The following is a 25,046-nucleotide window of genomic DNA, read 5'->3' as shown; positions in this document are numbered from 1 at the left end:
CTTGACCGGTGACATTCGATCCAGTCAGGGGCCGCTCCAGCGAGGGGTGGGCCACCCGAACACCGTCGATCGTCGATCGGATCGCTTCCTCGACAGGTAGCCGTATTCCGTTCTCGGTCGAGTTTTCGCCGCCGCGTGACGCGGACGCCGAAGCGCGCCTGTGGCGTGCGGTGCGTACCTTCGAGCGGCTCGGACCGGCGTTCGTCTCGATGACCTACGGCGCAGGTGGCTCGACGCGCGATCGTACGGTGCGCGTCACCGGTGAACTGGCCGAAGAGACGACCCTGCTGCCGGTTGCTCACCTGACTGCCGTGTCGCACAGCACCGAAGAACTTCGCGCCATGGTCGGTGCCTACGCCGATCGTGGCATCAGCAACATCCTCGTGTTGCGCGGCGATCCGCCCGGCGATCCCCTCGGCGAGTGGAAGAAGCATCCCGAAGGCGTCGAGTACGCCGAGGAACTCGTGCGGATGGTCCGTGACCTGGGCGACTTCCACGTCGGCGTCGCGTCGTTCCCGGAGGGGCACTACCGCGCTCCGGACTTGGCATACGACACGAAGTACCTGGTGTCGAAGTTGCGTGCCGGCGCCGAGTACTCGATCACGCAGATGTTCTTCGACGTGGAGGACTACCTGCGTCTTCGTGACCGGGTGAGTGCTTACGACGCAGAACAGGGCGCCAAGCCGATCATCCCGGAAATCATGCCGGTCACGTCGCTGCGCTCGGTGCGGCGCATGCTCGAGCTGTCGGGTTCGTCGTTGCCCCCCGCTCTCGAGCGTCGATTCGACGCCGCGGCCGGCAGCGGCCCGGAAGAGAACCGTGCAGCCGTCCGAGAGCTCGGCATCGATCTGGCCACCGAGATGGGAGAGCGGTTGATCGCCGAAGGCGCTCCGTGCCTGCACTTCATCACGTTGAATTTCGCGCGTGCAACCAGTGAAGTCCTCGAGCGCCTCGGTCTCACCCCCGACACCTCTGTCGGGACAGCCCAAGCGGTCTGATCTCCGGTTGCCCGATCGACGACATTCGGGCAACCGCCAGAGGCTACTTCGTGGTGTTTTTCGGATTCTCGGGGTCAGGCCTCGTGACAGGTGACTTCATGGCCGGTGCTTTCGCGGCGGACGCGCGCTTGATCGGTGCTCGATTGCGCGCCATCCAGGCCATTGCGCCGACGATAATCGCGACACCGAGCGCCAGCCCGGCCATGATTCCCGCCCACCCGGCGAAGCTTCGGGTGCTGGGGTCCGCGTAGTTGACCTCGGCGCGCATCGTCGACACCTCGCCGGCGGGCAAGGTCCACGACACCCGGGAATCGCCGTCTCGTGTTCCGTTGGTCGTGCCGACCCGTGACGGGAAGGCGATGCTGACCTGGACGTCGGCGCCCTGAGTTGGGACCGTCTTCAGGTCTGCCTTGCCGTCGAGCGTGACGGTGTCCCCGGATCGCTTGAGGGTGATCTGGAACGACCCGGATCCCTCGGCATACATGGAGCCCAGTTGGGCGACGTCACCGAAGGACAGGTCGCTGAAGAACGCCTGGCTGCCGACGTATCCGTCCTTCTTGTATTCCTGAACCCGTATCTTGTCCTCGAGTGACGAAGGCGGGGTCAGCTGCGGACCCTTGTCCGCCTCGTTCGCCGGAATAGCGGCAGCTACCACCTGTCCGGTCACACGATCGTTCGCGGACACTCCCATCGACACCTGCACGCGAATACACCCTGCAAGCAAGGGAACAAGCATGAGGGCGAGCGCGGCAACCGTCAGGAATCGTTTCCGACTGGTCGGCTTGGCGGCGGGATCGGTGGACTGTTGCACAGTGGTCATCGTGCCAGCCGTGGCGTAGCCAGTCGTCGAGGCGGGGGCGTGTCGGCGGGTGAAGTTCGGCGGGTGGAGTTCAGGGCCCGCTCGTTCGACGCAGCCACCGACTCGCCTTACCCCGCCGGCTGTCGGACAGTGCGATTCGAGCGGCACTGCGACCGCTGGCTCCGGACACACCGCCACCGGGGTGTGTCGATGCTCCGGTCAGATACAACCCGTCTGCTCCCGGAACACGATGGCCGGACAGTTCCGGAAGCGGTCGCCACAACATCATCTGATCGAGTGACATCTCGACGTGCATGACATTTCCGCCGATCATCCCCAATTCCGACTCGATGTCGCGTGGAGTCTGAATGAAGCGGTCGAGGACGGAATCGGCGAATCCGGGTGCACAAGCCTCCATCTCGCCGACGATCCGGTCGGCCTCCGCCTCGGCGAGCGACGCCCAATCGCGATGACCGCTGAGGTGATACGGCTGCCACTGCGACCACAGCGTCACCTGATGCCGACCGGCTGGGGCGATCGTGGGATCGATTCCGCTGAAACTCATTCCGAGAACCGCAGGGCGAGGAGGAAGTTCCCCCGCCAGTGCTGCGCCGTGTGCAGTGCGCAAGTGGGCGCGATCGGAAACGAGTAATTGCAATCCCGAGGTACTTTCCCGTGTCGTGGCGTCGCCGCGGTAGGAGGGGAGCGCAGATGTCGCCAGTCGCAGTACCGCACCGATGCCGGGGCCGACCCTGATTTTCCGCCGCCAGTGATCGAGCGTGGTTCGGTCGAAGCCCCCGCGGCCCAGAAGGTCGAGCGTGGTCAGGATGTGGCACCCGGCGATCACCTTGCGAGCGTGAACTTCTCGACCGCTCTCGGTTGTGGCGGTCCAGTGATTCGAGTTCGGGCGGATCGACGTCACGCCGTCACCGAGCGCGACGGTGGCGCCGTCGACGGCCATACGGGAGGCCAACGCAGCACTCAGTGCGCCGCTCCCACCGACTGCTCGCCCTGGCGGCAAGACGTGCATGAGGGCCGCGAAGCCGACCATCGGAGCGGTTCCCGGTTCCGACATCGGAGGCCCGGACTGGGCGCCGAACCACGCCAGCGCAGCCTTGAGTGCCTCGCTGTCGAAATACTCGTCCAGCAGTGCGTCGCCAGGCGCGAGGAACTGCCGCGACAGTTCGCTGTTGCCGCGTGCGGTGGCAAGACCTCCGAACGCACCGATCAGGTTCGATCCTGTGGGCGGTGCGGAAAACGCTTTCATGACATGTCGACTGCGCTCCGACCAGACGGCGACGAATCGCCGGTAGGAGTCGGCGTCCTTTGTCCCGCATGCTCGTTCGATGGACCGGCAGGTTGCGTCGAGGTCGCGGTGAAACACGATGCCCGGCCCGTCGGTGCCCGGGGCGGGCGGCGCGAACGCCCACGGGTCACAGTCGATGTAGCGCAGTCCGTGCGCGCCGAGTCCGAGTTCCTCGATGATGCCGCTGTGTCGGATCATGAGGTGCGCCGACGAACCCCGGTCCACCTTGTATCCGGGAAATCGCTCGACGGTCGAGACGGCTCCGCCGAGAACCGTGTCCTTCTCCAGAACCTCGACCGACCAACCCTCGCGTGCGAGGTAGGCGGCCGAAACGAGCGCGTTGTGTCCGGAGCCGACGACGACGGCGTCGAGAAGCGCGCTCACAGCGGCAGTCCACGGCCGAGGACTGCGAACGGTCGGTTGTCGCCGGCGAAACGAAATCTGCGGAGCACGTCACGAAAGCCGAGACGACGGTACAGTCGCCAGGCACGATTGTCCTCGTCGTACACCTCGGGTGTCGACAACAGAACGCTACGTTCGGGTCGATCGACGAGGAGATGACGTAAGAGCGACTCGCCCAATCGGTGACCTTGTCCGTTCGGATGCACGTGAAGTTCGGTGAGTTCGAAGTAGTCGCTCAGAATTGCGTCGATCTCGCTCTGAGGGCGACCCGAGCGCCGAAGCCCGTGCAGTACCTGTTGATGCCACCATTGGTCCGGGCTCCCGCGATAACCGTAAGCGATCCCCACCAGCGGCAGATTTTCGTGTGACGGTTGCTGGGGAACCGCCAATGCGCCGACGGCCTTCCAGCCAGGCCGGTTCGCGTGCTCCTGCCACATCGGTGCGCGATGGAACTCGGTTCCTCGCGGATAGTCCATCGCAGTGACGTACACGGCCAGTGCCTCGTGGAGTCGACTCGCGAATTCTGCGCGATCGAGGTCGACCGTATGTGGTGTCCAGGCGATCTGCGGGTCGACCGGTCTCACCTCTTCTCTTGACGGCGTGTCGGTGGGTGCAGTTATATTGAATAGGTCGAACAGATGTTCGATGTGGGTGATCCGGAGATGCCCGAAGGGAAGCGGGCATCTCCGGCCCACCTGGTCTTGGATCCTTACGGTGCAGGAGGTGCCCCGATGTCCGAGCGTGTGAAGCCTGAACGTGTGAAGTGCCAACGAACTCTTCCTGCCGAATTGTCGAGTCCGTCGGATGCCGCAATTTCTCGATTGCCGATGTCGGCGAGGCGGTCCTTCGGCGCGACGGACGCCAGCCACCGCACTGCTCGAGCGGGAAAGTCCGGTGTGGCGTGGGGACTGCTCCGGAAGGCGGATGCGCTTCTCGAGGAAGCGATTGGGGCGGGCGATCCTGCCGACCGGTTCCGGTGTGCCTACCTGGCCGCGCTACGTGGTGCCGGGGCAGTGTTGGCCGCAGCTCCTGCCGGTGCCGGCTCGAAGCGCAAGCGAAGCGGAAACGCGTGGGTTTTGATGGACGCCGCAGCGCCCGCGTTCGGAGCGTGGTCGAAGTTCTTCGCGGGGTGGTCCGCTACGCGTGCGGCCGTGGAAACCGGTGTGTCGATCGTGATCACGGACTCCGATTCCGACGCATTCTTCGCCGAGGTCGGCCGTTTTCTCACGGCGGTCGAAGATTTCATCGGTCAGGACACGTCCGAGCATTTGCGAGCGTCGTGAACAAATGGTCCGTGTCGGCAGTTGTTTCCGGGGAATTTCCTGGTCCGTACGGGCAAATGGTGCCGAATCGGGGCCCTTCGGCACGAATACGTACGCTTGTGGCGGAACTCGTACCCGGAGTTGGTGGTCCGAGACCTAAACTGCTCGTATTATGAAAACAGGTAATCGTCCAACTTGATTACCCGCCGCCCCACACCGTGGGGTGGTTGCCAAACTTCCAGTGCCGGGGGAGGTACCGTGCCACTCTCCGAGCACGAGCAGCGCATGCTCGATCAGATCGAGAGCGCTCTCTATGCCGAAGACCCCAAGTTCGCCTCCAATGTGAGGGGCGGCCGTATGCGGGCGCCGTCGAGTAGACGGCGGTTCCAAGCAGCGGCTCTATTCGTGCTGGGTCTGGTCCTGCTGATCGCGGGGGTTGCCCTCCCGCTCAAGCCGGGCGGTTTTCCGATCATCAGCCTGTTCGGTTTCTTGTTCATGTTCGGCGCAGGGGTGTTGTTCCTCTGGGGTGGTGGACGTAAGTCCGCGCCGGCTGCCGACTCCGCTTCCGAGGGTGGCAATCATCCCTCCGGTCCGCCGGGTAGGGGTAGTGCCGGCGGATCCGGGCGGGGACGCGGCCGCAAGTCCGGCGGCGGATTCTCGTCGCGGATGGAAGATCGATTCAAACGCAGGTTCGAGCAGGACTAGCTCTCCCGCCCTTGGTCGGGCGTACTTCGAGAGTGATGCAGTTCGGACATGACGCCCTGTGTAGGGGCACGGACGACCACACGTGTGGCGGTCGGCAACCAAGGTTGCCGACCGCCACACGCCGTTGTTGTGGGTGTTGTACGTGTGTGCCGGCAATCCATCCAGTGAATCAGTGACGCGCGAGCGAATCACTCGCCACCCCGGCCGCCTCCAGCCGTTCCCGCAGGCTTCCTCCACTTCGCTCCACTCGGCCCTCCACTTTCCTCCACCCTGGTCGAACTGCGACGCGCGACGAGACATCGTCCCGCTCACGTCTATTCGAAAACCGCGCTTGTACTGCGATTTTGCCTGGGGGAGCGACAAATCGTGGCGTGCGGGGCCGATATGACGGCGGTGTGGGCCGGGACACGGTTACAAATTTCCCCCACGTCTCCCCACCTGCGCTGACCTGCTATTTGTCAGCAAATGATGCTGAATAGGGACCATGTGCTCCTTGTTTGTGGGGGAAAGTGGGGTACTGTGGGTTCGGGCGGAGAGCTGAAGCACGATCCGCTCGATAGGGAGGGTTTCAGCGCAAGCTCGCAGGAGGTGTCGAGTGTTCCTCGGTACCTTCACGCCGAAGCTCGACGACAAAGGTCGGCTCACGTTGCCGGCAAAGTTCCGAGACGAACTGGCAGGAGGATTGATGATCACCAAGAGTCAGGATCACAGCCTCGCCATCTACCCCCGGGACGAGTTCGTCAAGCTTGCTCGAAAGGCAGCGGCAGCTCCACGCAATGATCCGGCAGCTCGGGCGTATGTACGTGCCCTGGCCGCCGGCACAGATGAACAGCACGCCGATGCCCAGGGGCGAATCACCCTCTCGGCTGATCATCGGCGTTACGCAAACCTGTCCAAGGAATGCGTAGTGACCGGCTCCGTCGATTACCTCGAGATCTGGGATCTAGCAGCCTGGGAGAGGTATCTCGGAGACAACGAAGAGGACTATTCGCAGGCAACAGGCGAATCTCTCAGCGAGATCGTCTAGGCGAAGAGCCCCCGGCGAATGCCGCGAGGCCTCTGCCCGGAAAGACCCTGACGCACTTCCCCAGCGCCAGGTTCTCCTTCGGGCAGGGACCTCGAAGCATTCTCCTTCTCGAACAGTCATCGCCTTCTCGGAAAGTCAGCACCTTTTCGAAAAGTCATCGGAAATCATGAAAGTAGGAGCCGGAGCAATCATGGTGGATCACGAGGTGAACGAACCCTCGGATGCCGATGGCTTCGCGCACGTCCCCGTACTTCTGCATCGCGCCGACGATCTTCTCGGTCCTGCCATTACAGCCGTTGGCGACGGTGGCGCAGGCGCATACATGATCGATGCGACGTTGGGGCTCGGTGGCCACTCCGAATTCTTCCTCGGCAAGTACCCCGGCCTTCACCTCATCGGTCTCGATCGCGACACCAACGCACTCCGTATCGCTTCCGAGCGTCTGGCGCCGTTCGCGGACCGAACGACGTTCGTGCACACCACGTACGACGGGATCGAGGACGCGCTGGAACAGGCCGGCCTGCCGTCGACGGAGTCGGTTCACGCGATCCTTTTCGATCTGGGTGTGTCGTCGATGCAGTTGGACGAAGCCGACCGAGGTTTTGCGTACTCGATCGACGCTCCGCTCGACATGCGGATGGATCAGACGGTCGGGCTGACCGCGGCAGAGGTCCTGAACACCTACAGTCACGGCGACCTTGCTCGCATTCTGAGCACGTACGGGGAAGAGCGGTTCGCCGGAAAGATTGCGTCCGAGATCCTTCGGCAGCGTGAGCGTGAACCGTTCACCACCAGTGCAGCTCTGGTCGAATTGCTGTACCGAACAATCCCGGCAGCCACACGGCGTACGGGTGGACACCCGGCCAAGCGCACCTTCCAAGCGCTGCGGATCGAAGTCAATGCCGAGTTGGATTCGCTTCGTGCCGCCGTTCCTGCCGGACTCGACGCACTGGCAGTCGGTGGGCGAGTGGTGTTCATGTCCTACCAGTCGCTCGAGGATCGAGTTGTGAAGGCGGAGTTGGTTCCCCGCTCGAAGTCCACCAGCCCCGAAGGTCTACCGGTCGAGTTGCCGGGTATGGGGCCGGAGTTCCGCATTCTCACCCGTGGCGCAGAACGTGCGTCAGAGCAGGAAATCGAAGAGAACCCACGGTCAGCTCCGGTGCGTTTGCGTGCCGCAGAACGCATTTCCAGGAGGCGGGCATGAGTCGTCAGGGCAAATCGGGTGCAGCGCAACGCGCATACGACAAGCGCACCGCACGGGCGGCAGGCCGGACCGGAACTGTCGCTGCTGCCGGCCCGTCTATCTCTCCTCGGGCGATGCTCAAGGGGCGAGTACCGTTCGTGGCCTCCGTTATCGGACTTCTGTCCATCGGTCTCGCGGTGACTCTGCTGCTGACCACCCGCGCTGCCGAGGATTCCTACCAACTGAGCGACGCGCGTGCATACAACCAGTCTCTGGTCGAGCAGAAAGCAGCGCTCGAACGCGACTTCCAGTCGCGTAACTCGGCTCCGGAGTTGGCAAATCAGGCAAGCGCTCTCGGCATGGTCCCCGCCAAGGACCCTGCACGCCTGGTAGTTCATCCCGATGGTTCGGTCGAGGTCGTCGGAACGCCGACTCCCGCGACTGCCGGAGCGATGCCGCCGCTCGATGCGCCCACATCGGTGCCCGCACCGACCGCGACGCCTCCGCGCACAACGACACCCGTTGTTCCGGGAGCCACGCCGAGCGTTCCGAATAACACGCGAAACCTCGCGCAGAGTGAACAATTGGTTCCTGTGATCCCCACGACGACAGCACCCGCCACCACGACGGCGGTGCCTGCTCCGCCTGAGGAACGTCGGTGAGTCAGAACTCCCGTAACAACCCCGGTCGGCGTCCGCGCCGCGCGGCTACCGCTTCCTTCCCGTTTCGTCAGCGAGTCGGTCGCATCACCATGTGTGGTGCGCTCGCCGTTGCGGCATTGCAGCTCTTGTGGATTCAGGGAATCGACGCGCCGAGCCTGGCTGCGGAATCTGCCAATCAACGAACCACGACGCAGGTCGATCCTGCCGTACGCGGCTCGATTACCGATCGCAACGGAAACCCTCTCGCATTCACGATGGAAGCCAAGGCGCTGACCTTCCAGCCGGTGCGGGTACGCAAGGAACTCGAGGAAGCGCGCGCCAAGAGCATCGAGCAGGGTGCCGAGGGTGACAAGCAGGCCCCGGAAGTGAGCGATCGCCTCGCTGAGATCGCCGCCGGAATCCACGCCAAGCTCGGCGATACCGTTCCGGAAAAAGATCTGCTTCAGAAGATGAACAGCAACGAGACGTTCACGTACCTCGCACGCAGCGTGGATCCGGCAGTTGCTGCCGAGATCTCGGACAAGTTCCGGGAGGTCGGCCTGGAGCGACAGGACATCCGCGAGTACCCCGGTGGCTCCCTGGCTGCGAATCTCGTCGGCGCGACCGGCTGGGACGGGCACGGTTTGCTCGGCCTCGAGGATTCGATGGACTCCACGCTCGCCGGAACCGATGGATCCGAAACGTACGACCGCGGTTCCGACGGCGCTGTGATCCCCGGTAGCTGGCGTGACAAGCAACCGGCAGTCAACGGTTCGGGCGTCGAGCTGACCATCGATTCGGACCTCCAGTTCTACGTTCAGCAGCAGGTCCAGATCGCCAAGGACAAGTCGGGCGCAAAGAACGCTTCGGTGGTGGTCATGGACTCCAAGACGGGACAGGTGTTGGCCATGTCCAACGACAGCACCTTCAACCCCGCGATCGGCATCGACAAGAACGCGCCGACAGCCGAAATGGGCAATCCGTCGGTCAGTACGCCGTTCGAGCCCGGATCGGTGAACAAGATCGTCACCGCGGCAGCGGCCATCGAGGACGGTAAGACAACTCCGGACGAAGTTCTGCAGGTCCCGGGCAGCATCACGATGTCCGGTGCCACAGTCAAGGACGCGTGGGATCACGGTGTGGCTCCGTACACCTCTACCGGTGTGTTCGGAAAGTCCTCGAACGTCGGCACCTTGATGCTCGCTCAGCGAGTGGGCGAGGATCGCTACGCAGACATGCTGAACAGGTTCGGCCTCGGTCAACGCACCGACGTCGGGCTTCCCGGCGAGAGCGCGGGCAGCGTTCCGAGTCGTGACCAGTGGTCCGGCGGAACCTTCGCGAACTTGCCGATCGGGCAGGGTCTTTCGATGACAACCCTGCAGATGACCGGGATGTACCAGGCCATTGCCAACGACGGCGTGCGAATTCCTCCGCGGATCGTGAAGTCGACTGTCGATTCTTCCGGCACTCGGACCGAGACGCCGCAGCCCGAGGGCGTCGAGGTGGTCAGCGCCCAGACAGCGGCGACGGTTCGGGACATGTTCCGATCGGTCACTCAGGAAGACACCGGCAACCAACGAGGAACCGGTGTTGCCGCGGGCGTCGAGGGATACCAGGTCAGCGGAAAGACCGGTACCGCGCAGCAGGTGGATCCGGCATGCAAGTGCTACTCCAACTCCAACTACTGGATCACCTTCGCGGGAATCGCGCCTGCGGACAATCCTCGATTCGTGATCGGAATCATGCTCGACGCACCGGTTCGCGGCGTGGACGGCGGCGGCGGTCAATCGGCAGCACCGCTGTTCCACAACATCGCGTCGTGGATGCTCCAGCGTGACAGTGTCCCGATGTCGCCGGACCCCGGTCGCAAGTTGGTGTTGCAGGCGGACTGATTGCGGTGTGTCGGTTTCGACACGGTCTTCGGGTGAATCCCGGACACGGTAATCTCAAACGTCGCAGTAACCTCATTCATCGCAGTGCGCGGAACTTTGCTTGCGCTGCGACCGCCATAGACCTATGACAGCCATAGACCTACGACAGCCTTAGAACAACGACAGCCGTAGAACAACGACAATTGCCAGGAGTCGAGTGACAGTGCCGAATCGTTTGCAATCGTCGAACTCGGACGGCGCTCCCGGGACGCGTCCGACACAACCGGTTGCTACCGCGATCACGGCGCTCTCCGAACTGTCCGGGGCTCGCCTCGAATGGGTCGGGCAACCGGGATCACAGTCGTCCGAGGTCGTCGTCAAGGGCGTGGACCTGCGTGCGCAGGGAATCGTGAGCGATGACCTCTTCGCCGCTCTGCCCGGCGCAAGGACCCACGGCGCTCAGTTCGCCGTCGACGCTCTGGGGCGTGGTGCGACCGCGATCTTGACCGACGAGGCCGGCCTCGAATTGATCGAGGCCGCTGACAAGGCGCCCGACCGGTCCGTCCCGGTTCTCGTTCATCCGAACCCGCGGGATGTGCTCGGTGAGATCTCAGCGGAGATCTACGGACGGCCCTCGGAGAAGATGCAGGTCGTCGGCATTACCGGCACATCCGGCAAGACCACGACGTCGTACTTGCTCGAAGCGGCGATTGCCGGAGCCGGCCGCAAGCCGGGGCTGGTTGGCACCATCGAGACTCGGATCGACGGCCGTCGGGTGCCCAGCGCTCTGACCACTCCGGAAGCTCCGCAACTCCATGCTCTGTTCGCCGTGATGGCAGAGCAGGGGATCGATACCGTCGTCATGGAGGTGTCCAGTCACGCGCTAGCTCTCGGACGCGTCGACGGCATCCGCTTCGACATCGGCGCGTTCACCAATCTTTCGCAGGATCACCTGGACTTCCATCGGGACTTCGAGGAGTACTTCCAGGCCAAGGCTCGGTTGTTCGATCCCGAGTCGACGGTGCGAGCCGAGCATGCCGTCGTCTGTGTCGACGACGTCTGGGGTCGACGGATGGCTGAGCTGGCCGCGACCGACGAGAGCGATGCGGTGACCACGGTCTCGACCTCGACGGCCGAGGCCGAGTGGAAGGTCGGCGCAGTCGAGGTTGCCGAGGACGGCTCGCAGACCTTCGAATTGGTCGGGCCGGACGGACAATCGTGGCCCGTCTCGCTTCGCCTCCCGGGTCGATACAACGTGGCCAACGCAGCCTTGGCGCTGACTGTCAGCTTCGCGGCCGGACTCGATCCGGACGCTGCTGTTCGAGCACTCGGAACGGTGGATGTCCCCGGACGCGTCCAGCGGATCGACCGCGGGCAGAGCTTCTTGGCGGTGGTCGACTACGCCCACAAACCGGCAGCGCTCGAAGCCGTGATCGCCACCCTGCGCAATCAGGTTCCCGGTCGAGTGGCTGTGGTCGTCGGTGCGGGCGGTGACCGCGACGCCGGCAAACGCACCCTCATGGGCGAAGCTGGTGCGAGGGGCGCAGACCTGCTGATCGTCACCGACGACAACCCGCGCACCGAGGATCCGGCGAAAATTCGCGCTTCGGTGATGCGAGGCGCCGTCGACGTTCCCGAATCCGAACGCGGCGAGGTTCGCGAAGTGGGGGACAGGGCGCTCGCGATCGAGCAGGCGGTTCGGTGGGCGCAGCCAGGCGACGTAGTTCTGGTCGCAGGCAAAGGCCACGAAGTGGGTCAAGAAATCGACGGGGTCAAACACCCATTCGACGACCGCGAGGTGTTGGGCGAAATGATCGGCCGATTCGCGATCAACACAGCACATGGAGGCAAGCAATGATCCCGATGACGCTCTCTCGGATCGCCGAGATCGTCGGAGGAACCCTGCATGACGTCGACGATCCGTCGACTCAGGTGACAGGAACCGTCGAATTCGATTCGCGCAAGGCTGGTCCAGGTGGACTGTTCCTCGCACTCCCCGGCGCACGCGTCGACGGTCACGATCATGCGGAAGCGGCGGTGGCAGCCGGTGCTGTGGCGGTGCTCGCGGCGCGGCCGGTCGGGGTTCCGGCGATAGTTGTCCCGTCGGTACCGAACGACGGTCCGAGCGCGGTGATGTTGCTCGAACACGACACAGACGGATCGGGGGCTGCCGTCTTGCATGCCCTCGGCCTCCTGGCCAGGGCCGTGGTCGACGAACTGGCGGCGGAGGGGTCGGCTTCGGGGGGCGGGCTGACGCTGGTCGGTGTCACCGGTTCGGCAGGCAAGACCTCGACCAAGGACCTGATTGCGGCGCTGCTTCGCGAGCGCGGCGAGGTGGTCGCTCCACCAGGCTCGTTCAACAACGAACTGGGTCTGCCGTGGACCGTGCTCCGCGCCGACGAGAAGACCCGCTTCCTCGTCCTCGAGATGTCGGCCCGTGGGGTCGGTCACGTCGGCGAACTGACCAAGATCGCGCCGCCGAAGATCGGCGTCGTTCTCAACGTGGGTACCGCCCATCTCGGTGAGTTCGGTTCGCGTGAAGCGATCGCGGTCGCCAAAGGTGAACTGGTGGAAGCACTCCCGTCGGCAGCCGACGGTGGAGTTGCGGTGCTCAACGCCGACGATCGCATGGTCGCCGCAATGGCGAGTCGAACCAAGGCCCGGATCGTATTCGTCGGTCAGTCGGAAGACTGCGACGTTCGGGCGACCGACGTGGTTGTCGACGACCAGGCCAGGGCTTCGTTCACGCTGAACTGTTCAGAGGGTTCTGCACGTATTCGATTGGCCGTTCACGGCGAACATCACGTGAGCAATGCTCTTGCCGCTGCGGCCGTCGCACTCGAGAACGGCCTCACGGTTGCCGACATCGCACGTGTCCTCGAGGGCACGAGGGCAGCGTCCGCGAGGCGGATGGAAGTCACCGAGCGCGCCGACGGCGTCACCGTCGTCAACGACAGTTACAACGCCAATCCCGATTCCATGCGCGCCGCCCTCAAAGCGTTGGTGTCCATGGCGCGATCGGATCGGCACTTCGGGCGCCGTAGCTGGGCTGTGCTCGGTGAGATGGGTGAGCTCGGACCGGAATCGGTTGTCGAGCACGACGCGATCGGTCGCCTTGCCGTCAGACTCGATGTGAGCAAGTTGATCGTCGTCGGAACGGGCCGCACTTCGCGTGCGATGCATCAAGGAGCGGTGATGGAGGGGTCGTGGGGTGACGAGTCCGTCGTCGTGCCCGACGCAGCTGCGGCAATCGCCATTCTCGAAGCGGAACTCGAACCGGGCGATCTCGTCCTGGTGAAGGCGTCCAAGTCGGTCGAACTGTGGACGGTCGCCGAAGCGATTCTGGCCGCAACACCCAGCGCCGACAGCGACAACACCGGTGACGAGAACAGCGATGGCGAGAACGGCGGGGATTCGCAGTGATCCAGATTCTTCTCGCCGCAGGCATCGCGCTGGCGGTCTCCATCATGCTCACGCCGATCCTGATCAAGGCGTTCTCGAAACAAGGTTTCGGGCAGGAAATCCGAACCGAAGGTCCAGCCAGTCACCAGGCCAAGCGCGGCACTCCGACAATGGGTGGCGTCGCGATCCTGACCGGAATCTGGGCCGGCTATCTCGGCTCACACCTCATCGGTCTCGGCATGGACAACGCGGAGGGGCCATCGGCGTCCGGCCTACTCGTTCTCGGTCTGACCACCGCGCTCGGTGGAGTCGGTTTCCTCGACGACTTCATCAAGATCCGCAAGCAGCGCAATCTCGGACTGAACAAGACAGCGAAGCTGGTCGGCCAGTTCGTCGCTGCCATTGCCTTCGGAATCTTGGCCCTTCAATTCCGCGGTGACGACGGGCTGACTCCGGGCAGTGTTCATCTGTCGTACGTTCGCGACATCGCCACCGTCTCACTCGGGTCCGTGGTCTTCATCGCCTTCTGCTACCTACTGGTCAGCGCGTGGTCCAATGCCGTCAACCTGACCGACGGCCTCGACGGACTGGCCGCCGGAGCAATGAGTTTCGTTCTCGGCGCCTACGTCATCATCACGTTCTGGCAGTTCCGCTACTCGTGTGAGACCAACCCCGGCAAGGGTTGCTACGACGTCCGAGATCCCCTCGATCTTGCGGTGCTCTGCGCGGCCGGCGCCGGCGCGTGCATCGGTTTCCTCTGGTGGAATGCCGCACCCGCCAAGATCTTCATGGGCGACACCGGTTCTCTTGCCCTGGGCGGCATGCTCGCCGGATTGTCGATCACCACCAGCACGGAACTGTTGATGGTTGTCATCGGTGCGCTGTTCGTCGCGGAGGCCGCGTCGGTGGTGATCCAGGTAGCGGTGTTCCGGTCCAGCCGACGGCGGGTCTTCCGAATGGCGCCGTTCCATCACCACTTCGAACTCGCCGGGTGGGCTGAAACCACGGTGATCATCAGATTCTGGTTGCTGGCTGCTATCGCGTCGGCTATCGGATTGGCACTCTTCTACAGCGAATACCTCGCAGCGCTCGGAGGCTGAAAACCATGACCAGCTCAGCGGATTCCGAGAACGATCTGTCCTGGCTCCGCGGTACGCGAGTGCTGGTCGCCGGTGGGCGGGTGTCCGGTCAAGCGACCATCGAACCACTCGTCGCTCTCGGTGCTGTCGTGACAGTGGCCGATTCGACCTTGGACTTCGCGCAGCGCTGCGCCGAGCTCGGTGCGGACATGGTGACCACCACCTCGATCGAGGATGCCCCGGATTCGATCACCGAGTACGGGCTCGTCGTCACCAGTCCTGGCTTTCGGCCGGATGCACCGATCCTTGCAGCTGCCGCCGGTCACGGGATTCCCATCTGGGGAGACGTCGAGTTCTCGTGGCGCGTCGACCACAGCGGACACTTCGGCGGGCCCCGTAAATGGCTCGTCGTGACAGGGACGAACGGAAAGACCACGACGACGTCGATGCTGGCCTCGATTCTCGACGCCTCCGGAGTCGTCGGCCGTGCCTGCGGAAACATCGGACTGCCGATTCTCGACGCACTCGCCGAAACGTCGCCGCGCGTGGAGTACCTCGCTGTCGAACTGTCGTCGTTCCAATTGCACTGGGCACCTTCGGTGCGTCCGGATGCCGGCGTGGTCCTCAATGTCGCCGAGGACCACCTCGACTGGCACGGCGGAATGAGCGCGTACGCCGAGGCCAAGTCGCGGGCGCTGAGTGGAAAGGTTGCGGTGGTCGGCCTCGATGACGCAATCGCTTCCGAACTGGGAACTCGCGCAACGGCAGACATTGTCACCGGATTCAGATTGGGTGAACCGGGCGAAGGAGAACTGGGTGTCGAAGCGGGACACCTCGTGGACAACGCTTTCGGCGATCACGTCCGCTTGGCCGAAGCAGCTTCCATCGATCCGGCCGGCCCGGCAGGCGTCATGGACGCGCTTGCCGCTGCAGCCTTGGCGCGGGCACTCGGATTCGAAGCAGACGTCGTCGAACGCGGCCTGGCCGCACACAAGGTCGGCCCACACCGCGGCGCCCTGGTCGGCCGTGTCGGATCCGTTGTGTACATCGACGATTCCAAGGCCACCAACCCGCACGCAGCCAGACCGTCGATACTCGCGCACGACCGCGTCGTCTGGGTTGCAGGCGGTCTGCTCAAGGGAGCAAGCGTCGACCAGTTGGTGAGCGAAGTGGGACCGCGGTTGTCCGGCGCTGTACTTCTCGGCCGTGATGCCGGTGTGATCGAGGACGCGCTGGCGCGACACGCGCCCGATGTTCCCGTGGTGCACGTGCTGTCGGGGGACGATGAAGCGGTGAGCGAAACAAGCAGCAACTCGACTCTCACCATCCGGCTGCCGTCGGGTGCCGACGCGGATGCCGTCATGGCGGCAGTGGTAGTCGAAGCTGCCGAGTTGGCGTCCCCCGGTGATGCAGTTGTACTCGCCCCGGCCGCCGCGTCGCTGGACATGTTCGCGAGCTACGGACATCGTGGTGACAGCTTCGCCGCCGCAGTAGCAGCATTACCCGATCCGTTCACCGATTCGCCTGGCGAAGCCGGGAACTTGCGATGACCAAGGGTCCCAAGACCCGAATCGGTGCCTGGTTGGCGCGGCCGTTGGCGTCGTTCCACCTGGTGGTGACGATTGCCACGATGTTGACCGTCTTGGGGCTCGTGATGGTTCTCTCGGCGTCGAGCGTCGAGCAGTACGTGTCCGGTGGATCGGCATATTCGCTGTTCACTCAGCAGTTGATCTTCGCGATTCTCGGGGCGGTGCTCTTCTACGTCGCGCTGCGCATCCCGGCGAGAGTGCTCCGGCAGTATTCGTTTCCGCTGTTCGTCGTCGTGCTCATCATGCTGGTACTCGTCCTGATTCCGGGCATCGGCACCGAAGCGCAGGGCGCGCGTCGCTGGTTCAACGTCGGTGGGTTCTCGGTGCAGCCGTCGGAAATCATGAAGGTCGCATTGGCGATCTGGGGCGCGCATCTGTTGGCCTCGAGGCGGCCGGACGACCGATCCGTGAAGTCGATCCTGATTCCGCTCGTGCCCGCTGCGATGCTGGTCTTCGCCCTGGTCGTCGCGCAGCCGAACCTCAGTACGACCATCGCATTGGGAATCATCGTCGGCGCCCTGCTGTGGTTCGGTGGGCTGCCACTGAAACTCTTCGGGTCGATAGCAGTGACGGGCGTCGTCGTGGCGGGCGTGCTGGCCATGACGGCTGGTTATCGTTCCGATCGAGTTCAGGCCTTCTTCAACAAGAGCGACGACCTGCAGGGCAACAACTATCAGGCCAAGCAGGCTTTGTATTCGCTCGCCGACGGGGGCTTTTTCGGACGCGGACTCGGTCAGAGCGTCGCAAAGTGGAACTACCTACCCAACGCGCACAACGACTTCATCTTCGCGATCATCGGGGAAGAGCTGGGATTTGTCGGCTGCGCGGTCGTGATCGGTTTGTTCGCCGTATTCGTGTACACGGGATTGAGGATCGCAGCGCGCAGCATCGATCCGTTCTGGCGCCTCCTGTCGGCTACCGCGACTACGTGGATCGTCGGCCAGGCGATGATCAACATCGGTTACGTCATCGGACTGCTGCCGGTGACCGGACTCCAGTTGCCCTTGGTCTCCGCCGGTGGTTCGTCCCTGGCGATCACGCTGTTCATGTTCGGCGTCATCGCCAATGCAGCACGACACGAGCCGGAAGCAGTTGCCGCTCTGAACTCCGGGCAGGACGGCAAGATCTCGAAGTTGCTCAGACTGCCCAAGCCGGTGCTGTACCACCCGCCGTCAGGGGGTCGGCCGATCCGTCGACCGAAGCCCGCACGGCAGATCGAACCGGCACGCGGACGCGACGGCCGGCGCGCGATCGAGACGGGTGATCGACACAAGCGGGCAGATCAAGGTGCTCGCACATCCGCGGATTCCACACGAGGTGCGGCCGCTGGGTCACGGAAGCGCGCCGCGGGAGGGCAGAATGGTCAGCGTCGGCAGGCGCCGACACGTAGGGCACAAGATCCACGAGAAGTTCGAGAGCGAGGAATTCGTAGGTGAGCGGCAACAAATCGGCTCTGTCGGTAGTGGTGGCAGGGGGAGGCACGGCTGGTCACATCGAACCCGCACTTGCGGTCGCGGACGCGGTCAAGGCCGCTCAGCCCGACACCAGGATCACCGCACTCGGGACATCGCGTGGTCTCGAAACCACCTTGGTTCCTGCTCGCGGGTACACCCTCGAACTCATTCCGCCGGTTCCGCTTCCCCGTAAGCCCACGATGGATCTGGTGAAACTGCCGACACGCATCCTGGCCTCGGTGCGCAAGACGCGCGAGGTACTCGATTCCGTCGACGCTGACGTGATCGTCGGTTTCGGCGGCTACGTCGCGCTTCCGGCCTACCTTGCCGCCCGTGGTGGTGTTCTTCGGCGCCGCCGCAAGATTCCGATCGTCATCCACGAGGCGAACGCCAGTGCCGGCATCGCGAACAAGATCGGTGCCCGCTTTGCGACGCGCGTGCTTGCTGCCGTTCCGGGGTCGGGTGTGAAGAACCGCGGCGATCAGGACGCCGAGATCGTCGGCATTCCGGTGCGGGCGTCGATCGCGAATTTCGATCGAGCAGGTCTCCGCTCGCAAGCGCGCGAGTACTTCGGACTGCCGCAGGACGGTCCCGTTCTGCTCGTCTTCGGTGGATCGCAGGGCGCGAAGTCGCTCAACGACGCGGTGTCCGGAGCAGCGGAAGAGCTGGCCAAGGCCGGGATCTCGGTGCTGCACGCTCACGGTCCCAAGAACTCTCTCGAGGTCACGCAGTACTCGGAAACGGCACCGTACGTGGCTGTTCCTTATCTTTCACGGATGGATCTCGCGTACGCCGCAGCCGACGCGACCATTTGTCGTTCCGGCGCGATGACGGTTGCCGAGGTCTCTGCGGTCGGGCTTCCGGCCGTCTACGTTCCGCTGCCGCACGGCAATGGTGAGCAGGAGCTCAACGCGAAACCCGTTGTCGCAGCGGGCGGCGCGATCATCGTCTCCGACAACGAGCTCACGCCGACGTTCGTCGCCGGTACTGTCGTGCCGATGCTGAGCGACAGCGCGCGCCTCGACAAGATGAGCAGTGGCGCTGCCAATGTCGGACACCGCACCGCGGCAACCGAGATCGCACGGATAGTGCTCGACATCGCGGCAAAGGAAAACGCCGTCCAGGAAAACGCAAGGGGAAACCGATGACCGCGCTGCCCGCCCACCTCGAGCGAGTACACATGGTCGGAATCGGCGGTGCCGGTATGTCCGGCATCGCGCGAATTCTGCTTTCCCGCGGGGGCCTGGTATCGGGTTCGGACGCGAAGGAGAGCCGAGGAGTCCTGGCGCTTCGTGCACGCGGGGCGCAGGTTCGGATCGGCCACGACGCCGATGCTCTCGACCTGCTGCCCGGTGGTCCGACCGTCGTCGTCACGACGCACGCAGCCATCCCGAAGGACAACCCGGAACTCGTCGAGGCCGCTCGCCGCGGAATCCCGGTGATTCTTCGACCGGCTGTCCTTGCTTCGCTCATGCAGGGCAATCGCACGTTCCTGGTTTCGGGTACACACGGCAAGACGTCGACGACCTCGATGCTCGTGGTCGCCCTGCAGCACTGTGGTTTCGACCCGTCTTTCGCCGTCGGTGGCGAACTCAACGAGGCGGGAACGAACGCCCATCACGGTAGTGGTGACGTCTTCGTCGCCGAGGCGGACGAGAGCGACGGGTCACTGCTTCAGTACGACCCCAACGTGATCGTCGTGACCAACATCGAGGCCGATCACCTCGACTACTTCGGCAGCGTCGAAGCCTACGTGAAGGTGTTCGACGATTTTGTCGACAAGCTACGTCCGGGCGGACTCTTGATTGCCTGCCTCGACGATCCGGGATCTGCAGACCTCGCGAAGCGAATCGTGGCCTCGGGTCGTTCGGACATCCGGGTACTCGGTTACGGATCAGCAGACGCGCAGGAAGTGGAGGCGGGCACTGCCTTCGAGCCTGTCGACGGCGTCGAGGTCGGAGTCCGACTACTTGGCTTCCATGCACACGACGTCGGGGGAGTCCTGCAGTTCCAGCTCGCCGGCGAGAGCGCTGCGCGAACCGTGCGGATGGCAGTGCCGGGTCGTCACATGGCGCTCAACGCACTTGCCGCTCTGCTGGCCGCCCGTGACGCCGGCGCCGAGACGGAGGAAATCGTCGAGGGGCTCGCCGGATTCGGCGGCGTCCACCGCCGATTCCAGTTCACCGGCCGCGAGCGTGGTGTCCGGGTGTTCGACGACTACGCCCACCATCCGACCGAAGTTCGCGCGGTCCTCGGCGCGGCGGCGGATCTGGTTCGACCGGAAGACGATTCGTCGTCGACCAATTCGGCCGCCGGACGCGTGATCGTGGTCTTCCAACCTCATCTCTATTCGCGCACAGCCGCGTTTGCCGAGGAGTTCGCGCAGGCACTGGACTTGGCCGACGAGGTAGTGGTTCTCGACGTCTACGGCGCTCGCGAAGAGCCGATGCCGGGCGTCAGCGGTGCGCTGGTCGCTCAATCGGTCACCAAACCTGTTCACTATCAACCTGATCTGTCGCAGGCGCCGAAGCAGGTTGCGGCGTTGGCTCACCCCGGCGACATCGTCATCACGATGGGTGCCGGCGACGTCACCATGCTCGGCAAACAGATCCTCGATGCTTTGCGTTCGGCGCCGCATCCCGCGCCGCGATGACACCCGACGCACGAAGTCGGCGCGGGCGTCGAGACCCTCAAGCCAGACGCGCCACCAGCACGCGTCGGCGTAGTACTCGCACCGAATCGCGATACTCGACGCGGTCGACGGAGCCGGCTCCCGAACCCACACCGACTCGTAAGTGGTTCAAGCGACCGCTGATCGTGGCACCGCTGGCAATCGTGCTGGTGGTGGGGATCGCGCTGACGGCCTGGTTGTCTCCGGTGCTCTCGGTCCGGGGCACCGAAGTTCTCGGTGCGACGACCGTCAGTGAGGAACAGATCCTTTCGCTCCTGGCCGTACCGACCGGTCAGCCGTTGATGCGGGTCGACACCGGCGCCGCCGCGGCACGTGTCGCGACGATTCCGAAGGTGGCCTCTGCTCGTGTGCAGCGGATGTATCCGTCGACCATCCGCGTCACCGTCACCGAGCGGGTACCGGTTGTCTTCGTCGATTCACCTGAGGGCGCACACCTGCTGGACGAGAAGGGTGTCGATTTCGAGATGGGCGTCCCGCCGCCCGGGGTTCCGCGTCTGGTGACACCGACGCCCGGGTGGAACGACGAGCCGACGCTCGCTGCTCTCGAGGTGTTGTCGGTGTTGCCGCCGGATCTGAGATTTCAGGTGGGAGAGGTTGCCGCTCGGTCGATTTCGAGTGTCACGCTGACCCTGCTCGACGGTCGCGTCGTAAACTGGGGCGGTGTCGAGCACTCGGATCGTAAGGCTGCCGTGACGCTTCCGCTGTTGACTCAGCCGGGGCAGACGTACGACGTGTCCAGTCCTGATCTGCCGACGGTCCGATAGCGCGCGGTGCACTCGTGCGTCGGTGCGTGGCAAATACTTCGGTGTGTCCCGGCGCGCCTAATGGCGGAACGCGACGACGGTGCATAGCGTTTCGTTTCAGATCGAATACTTGACATAACTCTAACCCTGTGGTTGAGGTTTAGAGTTTATCTCGAACACCAGCAGTAACAAAGACCCAGCAGTAACTAAGACCCAGCAGTTACAAAGACAGCAGCAGTACCAAAGACAGCAGCACTGACAAGCAGCGTGAAACACGACACGGAAGGCGAGAGCCGATGACGCCCCCGCACAACTACCTCGCCGTAATCAAGGTCGTCGGCATCGGCGGCGGCGGCGTGAACGCAGTCAACCGCATGATCGAACAGGGACTCAAGGGAGTCGAGTTCATCGCGGTCAACACGGACGCGCAAGCCCTTCTGATGAGTGACGCCGACGTCAAGCTCGACGTCGGTCGTGAATTGACCCGTGGCCTCGGCGCCGGTGCTGACCCTGAAGTGGGTCGCAAGGCAGCCGAAGATCACAAGGACGAGATCGAAGAGGTCATCAAGGGCGCCGACATGGTGTTCGTGACCGCAGGCGAGGGTGGTGGCACCGGAACCGGTGGTGCCCCTGTCGTGGCAAGCATCGCCCGGAAGCTGGGCGCACTCACCGTCGGCGTCGTGACTCGGCCGTTCTCCTTCGAGGGCAAGCGTCGTGGGGGACAGGCGGATACCGGAATCCAGGCGCTCCGCGAGTCCTGCGACACGCTGATCGTCATTCCCAACGATCGCCTGCTCCAACTGGGTGACGCGGCCGTCAGCCTCATGGATGCCTTCCGCAGCGCCGACGAGGTTCTCCTCAACGGCGTCCAGGGCATCACCGACCTCATCACCACCCCGGGCCTGATCAACGTCGACTTCGCGGACGTAAAGGGTGTCATGTCCGGCGCCGGCAGCGCTTTGATGGGCATCGGATCCTCACGTGGTGAGGGACGCGCTATCAAGGCGGCAGAATCCGCGATCAATTCCCCGCTCCTCGAAGCATCGATGGAAGGCGCCCGCGGCGTTCTCCTGTCGATCGCCGGCGGCAGCGATCTGGGTCTGTTCGAGATCAACGAGGCGGCTTCGCTGGTGCAGGAAGCTGCGCACATCGACGCCAACATCATCTTCGGAACGGTCATCGACGATTCACTCGGCGACGAGGTTCGTGTGACGGTCATCGCTGCAGGATTCGACGGAGGAGCTCCGGCTCGCCGTCCCGTGGAGTCGACCGCGCAGGGACGTGGAGCAATCGGTGCCGGGCGCGCAGGTGAGGTCGGCCGGTCACCGGTGGCCGCCGAACCTGCTGGCGAGCAGCCGATTTCCGCAGCGCGCGAGACCACCGGTTCGGGCAGCTTGCCTCCGATCGGTGGCCCACGCCATGCGCCGGTCCAGGAAGACGACGGCGACGACGACGTCGATGTGCCGGTCTTCATGCGTCGCTGACGTAGGGCTACAAACAGTTTCGCGAACAGGGTGCCCGGAATTTCTGGGTACCCTGTTCTTGACTGGATGTCCGGTCACGTCTGAGCCGGACGACAACTTTCGACGTTTGTGAGCACACATATCTTGAGTACCGAGAAGTCGACCACCCGCACCCGCATTCGCCGCGTCGTGACCAGCCGAGCCGGTGGTGTTTCCGCGTCACCGTACGAGTCGTTCAATCTCGGCGATCACGTCGGAGACGATCCGGCGGCCGTCGATGCGAATCGCCGTCGCCTGGCGCGCGAAATAGGCGTCGAGCCTGACCATCTCGTATGGATGGAACAAATCCACTCGCGCAACGTCACTGTCGTGACGGAACCGACCGACGAAGTGATTCCGGTGACGGACGCTCTGGTCACCACCGTTCCCGGCCTGGCGCTCGCCACCCTCAGTGCTGACTGTGTTCCCGTTCTGCTCTCCGACGAGGAGGCCGGTGTGATCGCGGCCGTTCATGCCGGACGGATCGGTGCCCGCATCGGTATCGTCCCGCGCGTCCTCGCGGAGATGGTGCGACAGGGCGCGGACGTCTCACGTATCGGCGCCTTCCTCGGTCCGGCAGCCAGCGGACGCCAGTACGAGGTTCCCGCCGCGATGCGCGCAGACGTGGAAAAGCACTTGCCGGGCAGCGCAACTCGCACCGAGAAGGACACGCCGGGACTCGATCTACGTGCGGGACTGCGTAAGCAGTTGCTCGCCGCGGGTGTGTCCGGTGTCGCCGAGGACCCCCGGTGCACGATCGAGGATCGCGCGTTGTTCAGTCATCGCCGAGAATCTCTGACCGGGCGTCAAGCTGCAGTGATCTGGATGGAAGCGCCCGCAGCGCAGGAAACCGTCTAGGCAGAAATGCGCCAGACGGATATGCGGCTGACAGAAATATCGACGGCACTCGACTCGGTGAGGGCGCGACTGGCGGCCGCCTGCCTTGCCGCCGGTCGTGAAGTTTCCGACGTAGCACTGCTGCCAGTTACCAAATTCTTTCCGGCGTCCGACGCCCGAATCCTGTACGAACTGGGTTGCCGTGAATTCGGTGAGTCTCGTGAGCAGGAAGCAGTGGAGAAGGTTGCGGACTTCGACCGCGCTGCAGAGAGCGGCGCGATCGACGATCCGGTTCGCTGGCACATGATCGGGCAGTTGCAGCGCAACAAAGCGCGTTCGGTAGCGAAGTGGGCCTACGCAATTCACTCGGTGGACAGTGCGCGACTGGCCGATGCGCTCGATCGGGCGGCGCTCGGAGCTTTGTCCGACGGAGTGCGCACAGCGCCGCTGCGGGTGCTCATCCAGGTAAGTCTGGACGGCGACCCTGCGCGTGGCGGAGTTCCGACGGGAGAGCTAACCCCTCTTGCCGAGCGGATCGAATCAGCCGAAGGTCTCGAATTCGCGGGACTGATGGCCGTCCCGCCGCTTGGGTCAGAACCGGACGAGCAGTTCGAAATCCTCCGCAGGGCACATCTTTTGATTCTCGAATCGCATCCACGGGCAACCGAACTCTCGGCAGGAATGACCGGTGATCTGGAGGCCGCAGTGCGCCATGGATCAACCTGCGTGCGTGTCGGAACCGCACTGCTCGGCTCACGACCAGTAATCTCGAGGTGATCGCTCAGGTGATCGCCCAACCCGTCCACACCGCTGCGACCGGTCGCAGTCGGATTGATTCCGCCGCGCCAAGGAAGGTCGATCAATGAGCAACCTGCATAAGTTCAAGGCTTACTTCGGCATGGTTCCCCTCGATGACTACGAGGACGAATACGTGGAGGAGCCCGATCAGGCTCGCCGCGCACCCCGTCGTAGTCACGACGGCTATGCCGAGCGCGACGACCGCGAATTCGTCGAACCTGCCTTCTCGAAGGCGAGCTACGCGCCCAGTCGTCGTGACGAAGAGGACGCGGAGTTCGATCGCTACGATTCCCGGCCCCGCGTCGACACCGTTCCCAGTCGCAGTAGCCGCCCGGCGATGGCGCCGCGCCCGGCAAGCCGCGGCAACCTCGCGGTCGACGCTCGTGCAGAGCGTCCCGAAGCGCGACGTGCACCTGTTGTCGATGACGGCGGCCCGCTCGCCAAGATCACGACGCTGCGTCCGCAGAGCTACGCAGAGGCCCGCACCATCGGTGAGCGGTTCCGCGACGGCACTCCCGTCATCATGGATCTGGTCGACATGAGCAACGCCGACGCGAAGCGTCTGGTCGATTTCGCGGCCGGCCTGGCGTTCGCATTGCGTGGTTCTTTCGACAAGGTAGCCACCAAAGTGTTTCTTCTCTCACCGGCCGACATCGACGTTTCCGCTGAGGAACGCCGTCGGATCGCCGAGACGGGTTTCTACAGCCAGAAATGATGGTCTCGACCGCAGTCCGGCCCCTGAGCAGGGGTGACGTG

The 25,046-nt window shown here is 64.0% G+C and carries 22 protein-coding genes; 19 read left to right on the top strand and 3 right to left on the bottom strand.

Annotated elements, in window-relative coordinates; translation table 11 throughout:
* Positions 1-8: 8 nt before the first annotated feature.
* Positions 9-998, top strand: coding sequence for a methylenetetrahydrofolate reductase (locus ABWI03_RS18115; protein ID WP_020908084.1), 990 nt, complete (start codon positions 9-11; stop codon positions 996-998).
* Positions 999-1,041: 43 nt separating this feature from the next.
* Here the strand turns inward: ABWI03_RS18115 and ABWI03_RS18110 are convergent, their stop codons facing one another.
* The 3 genes from ABWI03_RS18110 to ABWI03_RS18100 form a co-directional block, all read right to left on the bottom strand.
* Positions 1,042-1,818, bottom strand: a complete 777-nt coding sequence (locus tag ABWI03_RS18110; protein ID WP_298773289.1) for an LppM family (lipo)protein — start codon at positions 1,816-1,818, stop codon at positions 1,042-1,044.
* A 70-nt stretch (positions 1,819-1,888) separates the two neighbouring features.
* Positions 1,889-3,487 carry a phytoene desaturase family protein gene (locus tag ABWI03_RS18105; protein WP_298773287.1) on the bottom strand — a complete coding sequence of 533 codons (1,599 nt, stop codon included), beginning with the start codon at positions 3,485-3,487 and terminating at the stop codon, positions 1,889-1,891.
* Positions 3,484-4,089 (bottom strand): GNAT family N-acetyltransferase, encoded by a 606-nt coding sequence (locus ABWI03_RS18100; protein ID WP_003941672.1) that lies wholly within the window; start codon positions 4,087-4,089, stop codon positions 3,484-3,486. The genes ABWI03_RS18105 and ABWI03_RS18100 overlap by 4 nt, the downstream gene beginning before the upstream one ends.
* A gap of 147 nt (positions 4,090-4,236) precedes the next feature.
* Here ABWI03_RS18100 and ABWI03_RS18095 point away from each other — a divergent pair, with 147 nt between their 5' ends.
* The 18 genes from ABWI03_RS18095 (at position 4,237) to ABWI03_RS18010 (ending at position 25,005) form a co-directional block, all read left to right on the top strand.
* Positions 4,237-4,788: an SAV_6107 family HEPN domain-containing protein gene (locus ABWI03_RS18095; protein WP_235169621.1), complete on the top strand. Its 552-nt coding sequence runs from the start codon at positions 4,237-4,239 to the stop codon at positions 4,786-4,788.
* A 237-nt stretch (positions 4,789-5,025) separates the two neighbouring features.
* A complete protein-coding gene (locus ABWI03_RS18090; RefSeq protein WP_003941660.1) occupies positions 5,026-5,472 on the top strand; it encodes an SCO2097 family morphological protein in 447 nt (148 codons plus the stop codon).
* Positions 5,473-6,067: 595 nt separating this feature from the next.
* Positions 6,068-6,499: a division/cell wall cluster transcriptional repressor MraZ gene (gene mraZ / locus ABWI03_RS18085; protein WP_003941779.1), complete on the top strand. Its 432-nt coding sequence runs from the start codon at positions 6,068-6,070 to the stop codon at positions 6,497-6,499.
* 190 nt (positions 6,500-6,689) lie between these two features.
* Positions 6,690-7,703, top strand: a complete 1,014-nt coding sequence (gene rsmH, locus ABWI03_RS18080) for a 16S rRNA (cytosine(1402)-N(4))-methyltransferase RsmH (RefSeq protein ID WP_007730079.1) — start codon at positions 6,690-6,692, stop codon at positions 7,701-7,703.
* A complete protein-coding gene (ftsL, locus tag ABWI03_RS18075; RefSeq protein ID WP_095969880.1) occupies positions 7,700-8,344 on the top strand; it encodes a cell division protein FtsL in 645 nt (214 codons plus the stop codon). The genes rsmH and ftsL overlap by 4 nt, the downstream gene beginning before the upstream one ends.
* A complete protein-coding gene (locus ABWI03_RS18070; RefSeq protein WP_095969881.1) occupies positions 8,341-10,215 on the top strand; it encodes a peptidoglycan D,D-transpeptidase FtsI family protein in 1,875 nt (624 codons plus the stop codon). Before ftsL ends, ABWI03_RS18070 begins: the two co-directional genes overlap by 4 nt.
* A gap of 202 nt (positions 10,216-10,417) precedes the next feature.
* Positions 10,418-12,052 carry a UDP-N-acetylmuramoyl-L-alanyl-D-glutamate--2,6-diaminopimelate ligase gene (locus ABWI03_RS18065; RefSeq protein ID WP_124569357.1) on the top strand — a complete coding sequence of 545 codons (1,635 nt, stop codon included), beginning with the start codon at positions 10,418-10,420 and terminating at the stop codon, positions 12,050-12,052.
* Positions 12,049-13,617: a UDP-N-acetylmuramoyl-tripeptide--D-alanyl-D-alanine ligase gene (locus tag ABWI03_RS18060; protein WP_298773282.1), complete on the top strand. Its 1,569-nt coding sequence runs from the start codon at positions 12,049-12,051 to the stop codon at positions 13,615-13,617. Before ABWI03_RS18065 ends, ABWI03_RS18060 begins: the two co-directional genes overlap by 4 nt.
* Positions 13,614-14,696 carry a phospho-N-acetylmuramoyl-pentapeptide-transferase gene (gene mraY / locus ABWI03_RS18055; RefSeq protein WP_003941699.1) on the top strand — a complete coding sequence of 361 codons (1,083 nt, stop codon included), beginning with the start codon at positions 13,614-13,616 and terminating at the stop codon, positions 14,694-14,696. Before ABWI03_RS18060 ends, mraY begins: the two co-directional genes overlap by 4 nt.
* A gap of 5 nt (positions 14,697-14,701) precedes the next feature.
* Complete coding sequence (gene murD, locus ABWI03_RS18050) at positions 14,702-16,225, top strand: UDP-N-acetylmuramoyl-L-alanine--D-glutamate ligase (RefSeq protein ID WP_298773279.1); 1,524 nt, start codon at positions 14,702-14,704, stop codon at positions 16,223-16,225.
* The gene (gene ftsW / locus ABWI03_RS18045; protein ID WP_298773277.1) at positions 16,222-17,700 is read left to right on the top strand and encodes a putative lipid II flippase FtsW; all 1,479 of its coding nucleotides are present in this window, start codon (positions 16,222-16,224) and stop codon (positions 17,698-17,700) included. Before murD ends, ftsW begins: the two co-directional genes overlap by 4 nt.
* A complete protein-coding gene (gene murG, locus ABWI03_RS18040) occupies positions 17,697-18,866 on the top strand; it encodes an undecaprenyldiphospho-muramoylpentapeptide beta-N-acetylglucosaminyltransferase (protein WP_296554698.1) in 1,170 nt (389 codons plus the stop codon). The genes ftsW and murG overlap by 4 nt, the downstream gene beginning before the upstream one ends.
* Positions 18,863-20,371, top strand: coding sequence for a UDP-N-acetylmuramate--L-alanine ligase (gene murC, locus ABWI03_RS18035; protein ID WP_095969886.1), 1,509 nt, complete (start codon positions 18,863-18,865; stop codon positions 20,369-20,371). The genes murG and murC overlap by 4 nt, the downstream gene beginning before the upstream one ends.
* Positions 20,368-21,174 (top strand): cell division protein FtsQ/DivIB, encoded by an 807-nt coding sequence (locus ABWI03_RS18030; protein ID WP_019748870.1) that lies wholly within the window; start codon positions 20,368-20,370, stop codon positions 21,172-21,174. Before murC ends, ABWI03_RS18030 begins: the two co-directional genes overlap by 4 nt.
* A gap of 275 nt (positions 21,175-21,449) precedes the next feature.
* A complete protein-coding gene (gene ftsZ / locus ABWI03_RS18025) occupies positions 21,450-22,637 on the top strand; it encodes a cell division protein FtsZ (protein WP_095969887.1) in 1,188 nt (395 codons plus the stop codon).
* Positions 22,638-22,745: 108 nt separating this feature from the next.
* Positions 22,746-23,513, top strand: coding sequence for a peptidoglycan editing factor PgeF (pgeF, locus tag ABWI03_RS18020; RefSeq protein WP_298773274.1), 768 nt, complete (start codon positions 22,746-22,748; stop codon positions 23,511-23,513).
* 6 nt (positions 23,514-23,519) lie between these two features.
* Positions 23,520-24,269, top strand: coding sequence for a YggS family pyridoxal phosphate-dependent enzyme (locus ABWI03_RS18015; protein WP_298773272.1), 750 nt, complete (start codon positions 23,520-23,522; stop codon positions 24,267-24,269).
* Between the two features lie 85 nt (positions 24,270-24,354).
* Positions 24,355-25,005: a cell division protein SepF gene (locus ABWI03_RS18010; protein ID WP_003941752.1), complete on the top strand. Its 651-nt coding sequence runs from the start codon at positions 24,355-24,357 to the stop codon at positions 25,003-25,005.
* The last annotated feature ends 41 nt before the right edge of the window (positions 25,006-25,046 follow it).

It is taken from the genome of Rhodococcus baikonurensis, from assembly GCF_040489275.1.
GTDB lineage: Bacteria > Actinomycetota > Actinomycetes > Mycobacteriales > Mycobacteriaceae > Rhodococcus_F > Rhodococcus_F baikonurensis.
This window is presented reverse-complemented; position numbering and strand designations above follow the sequence as displayed.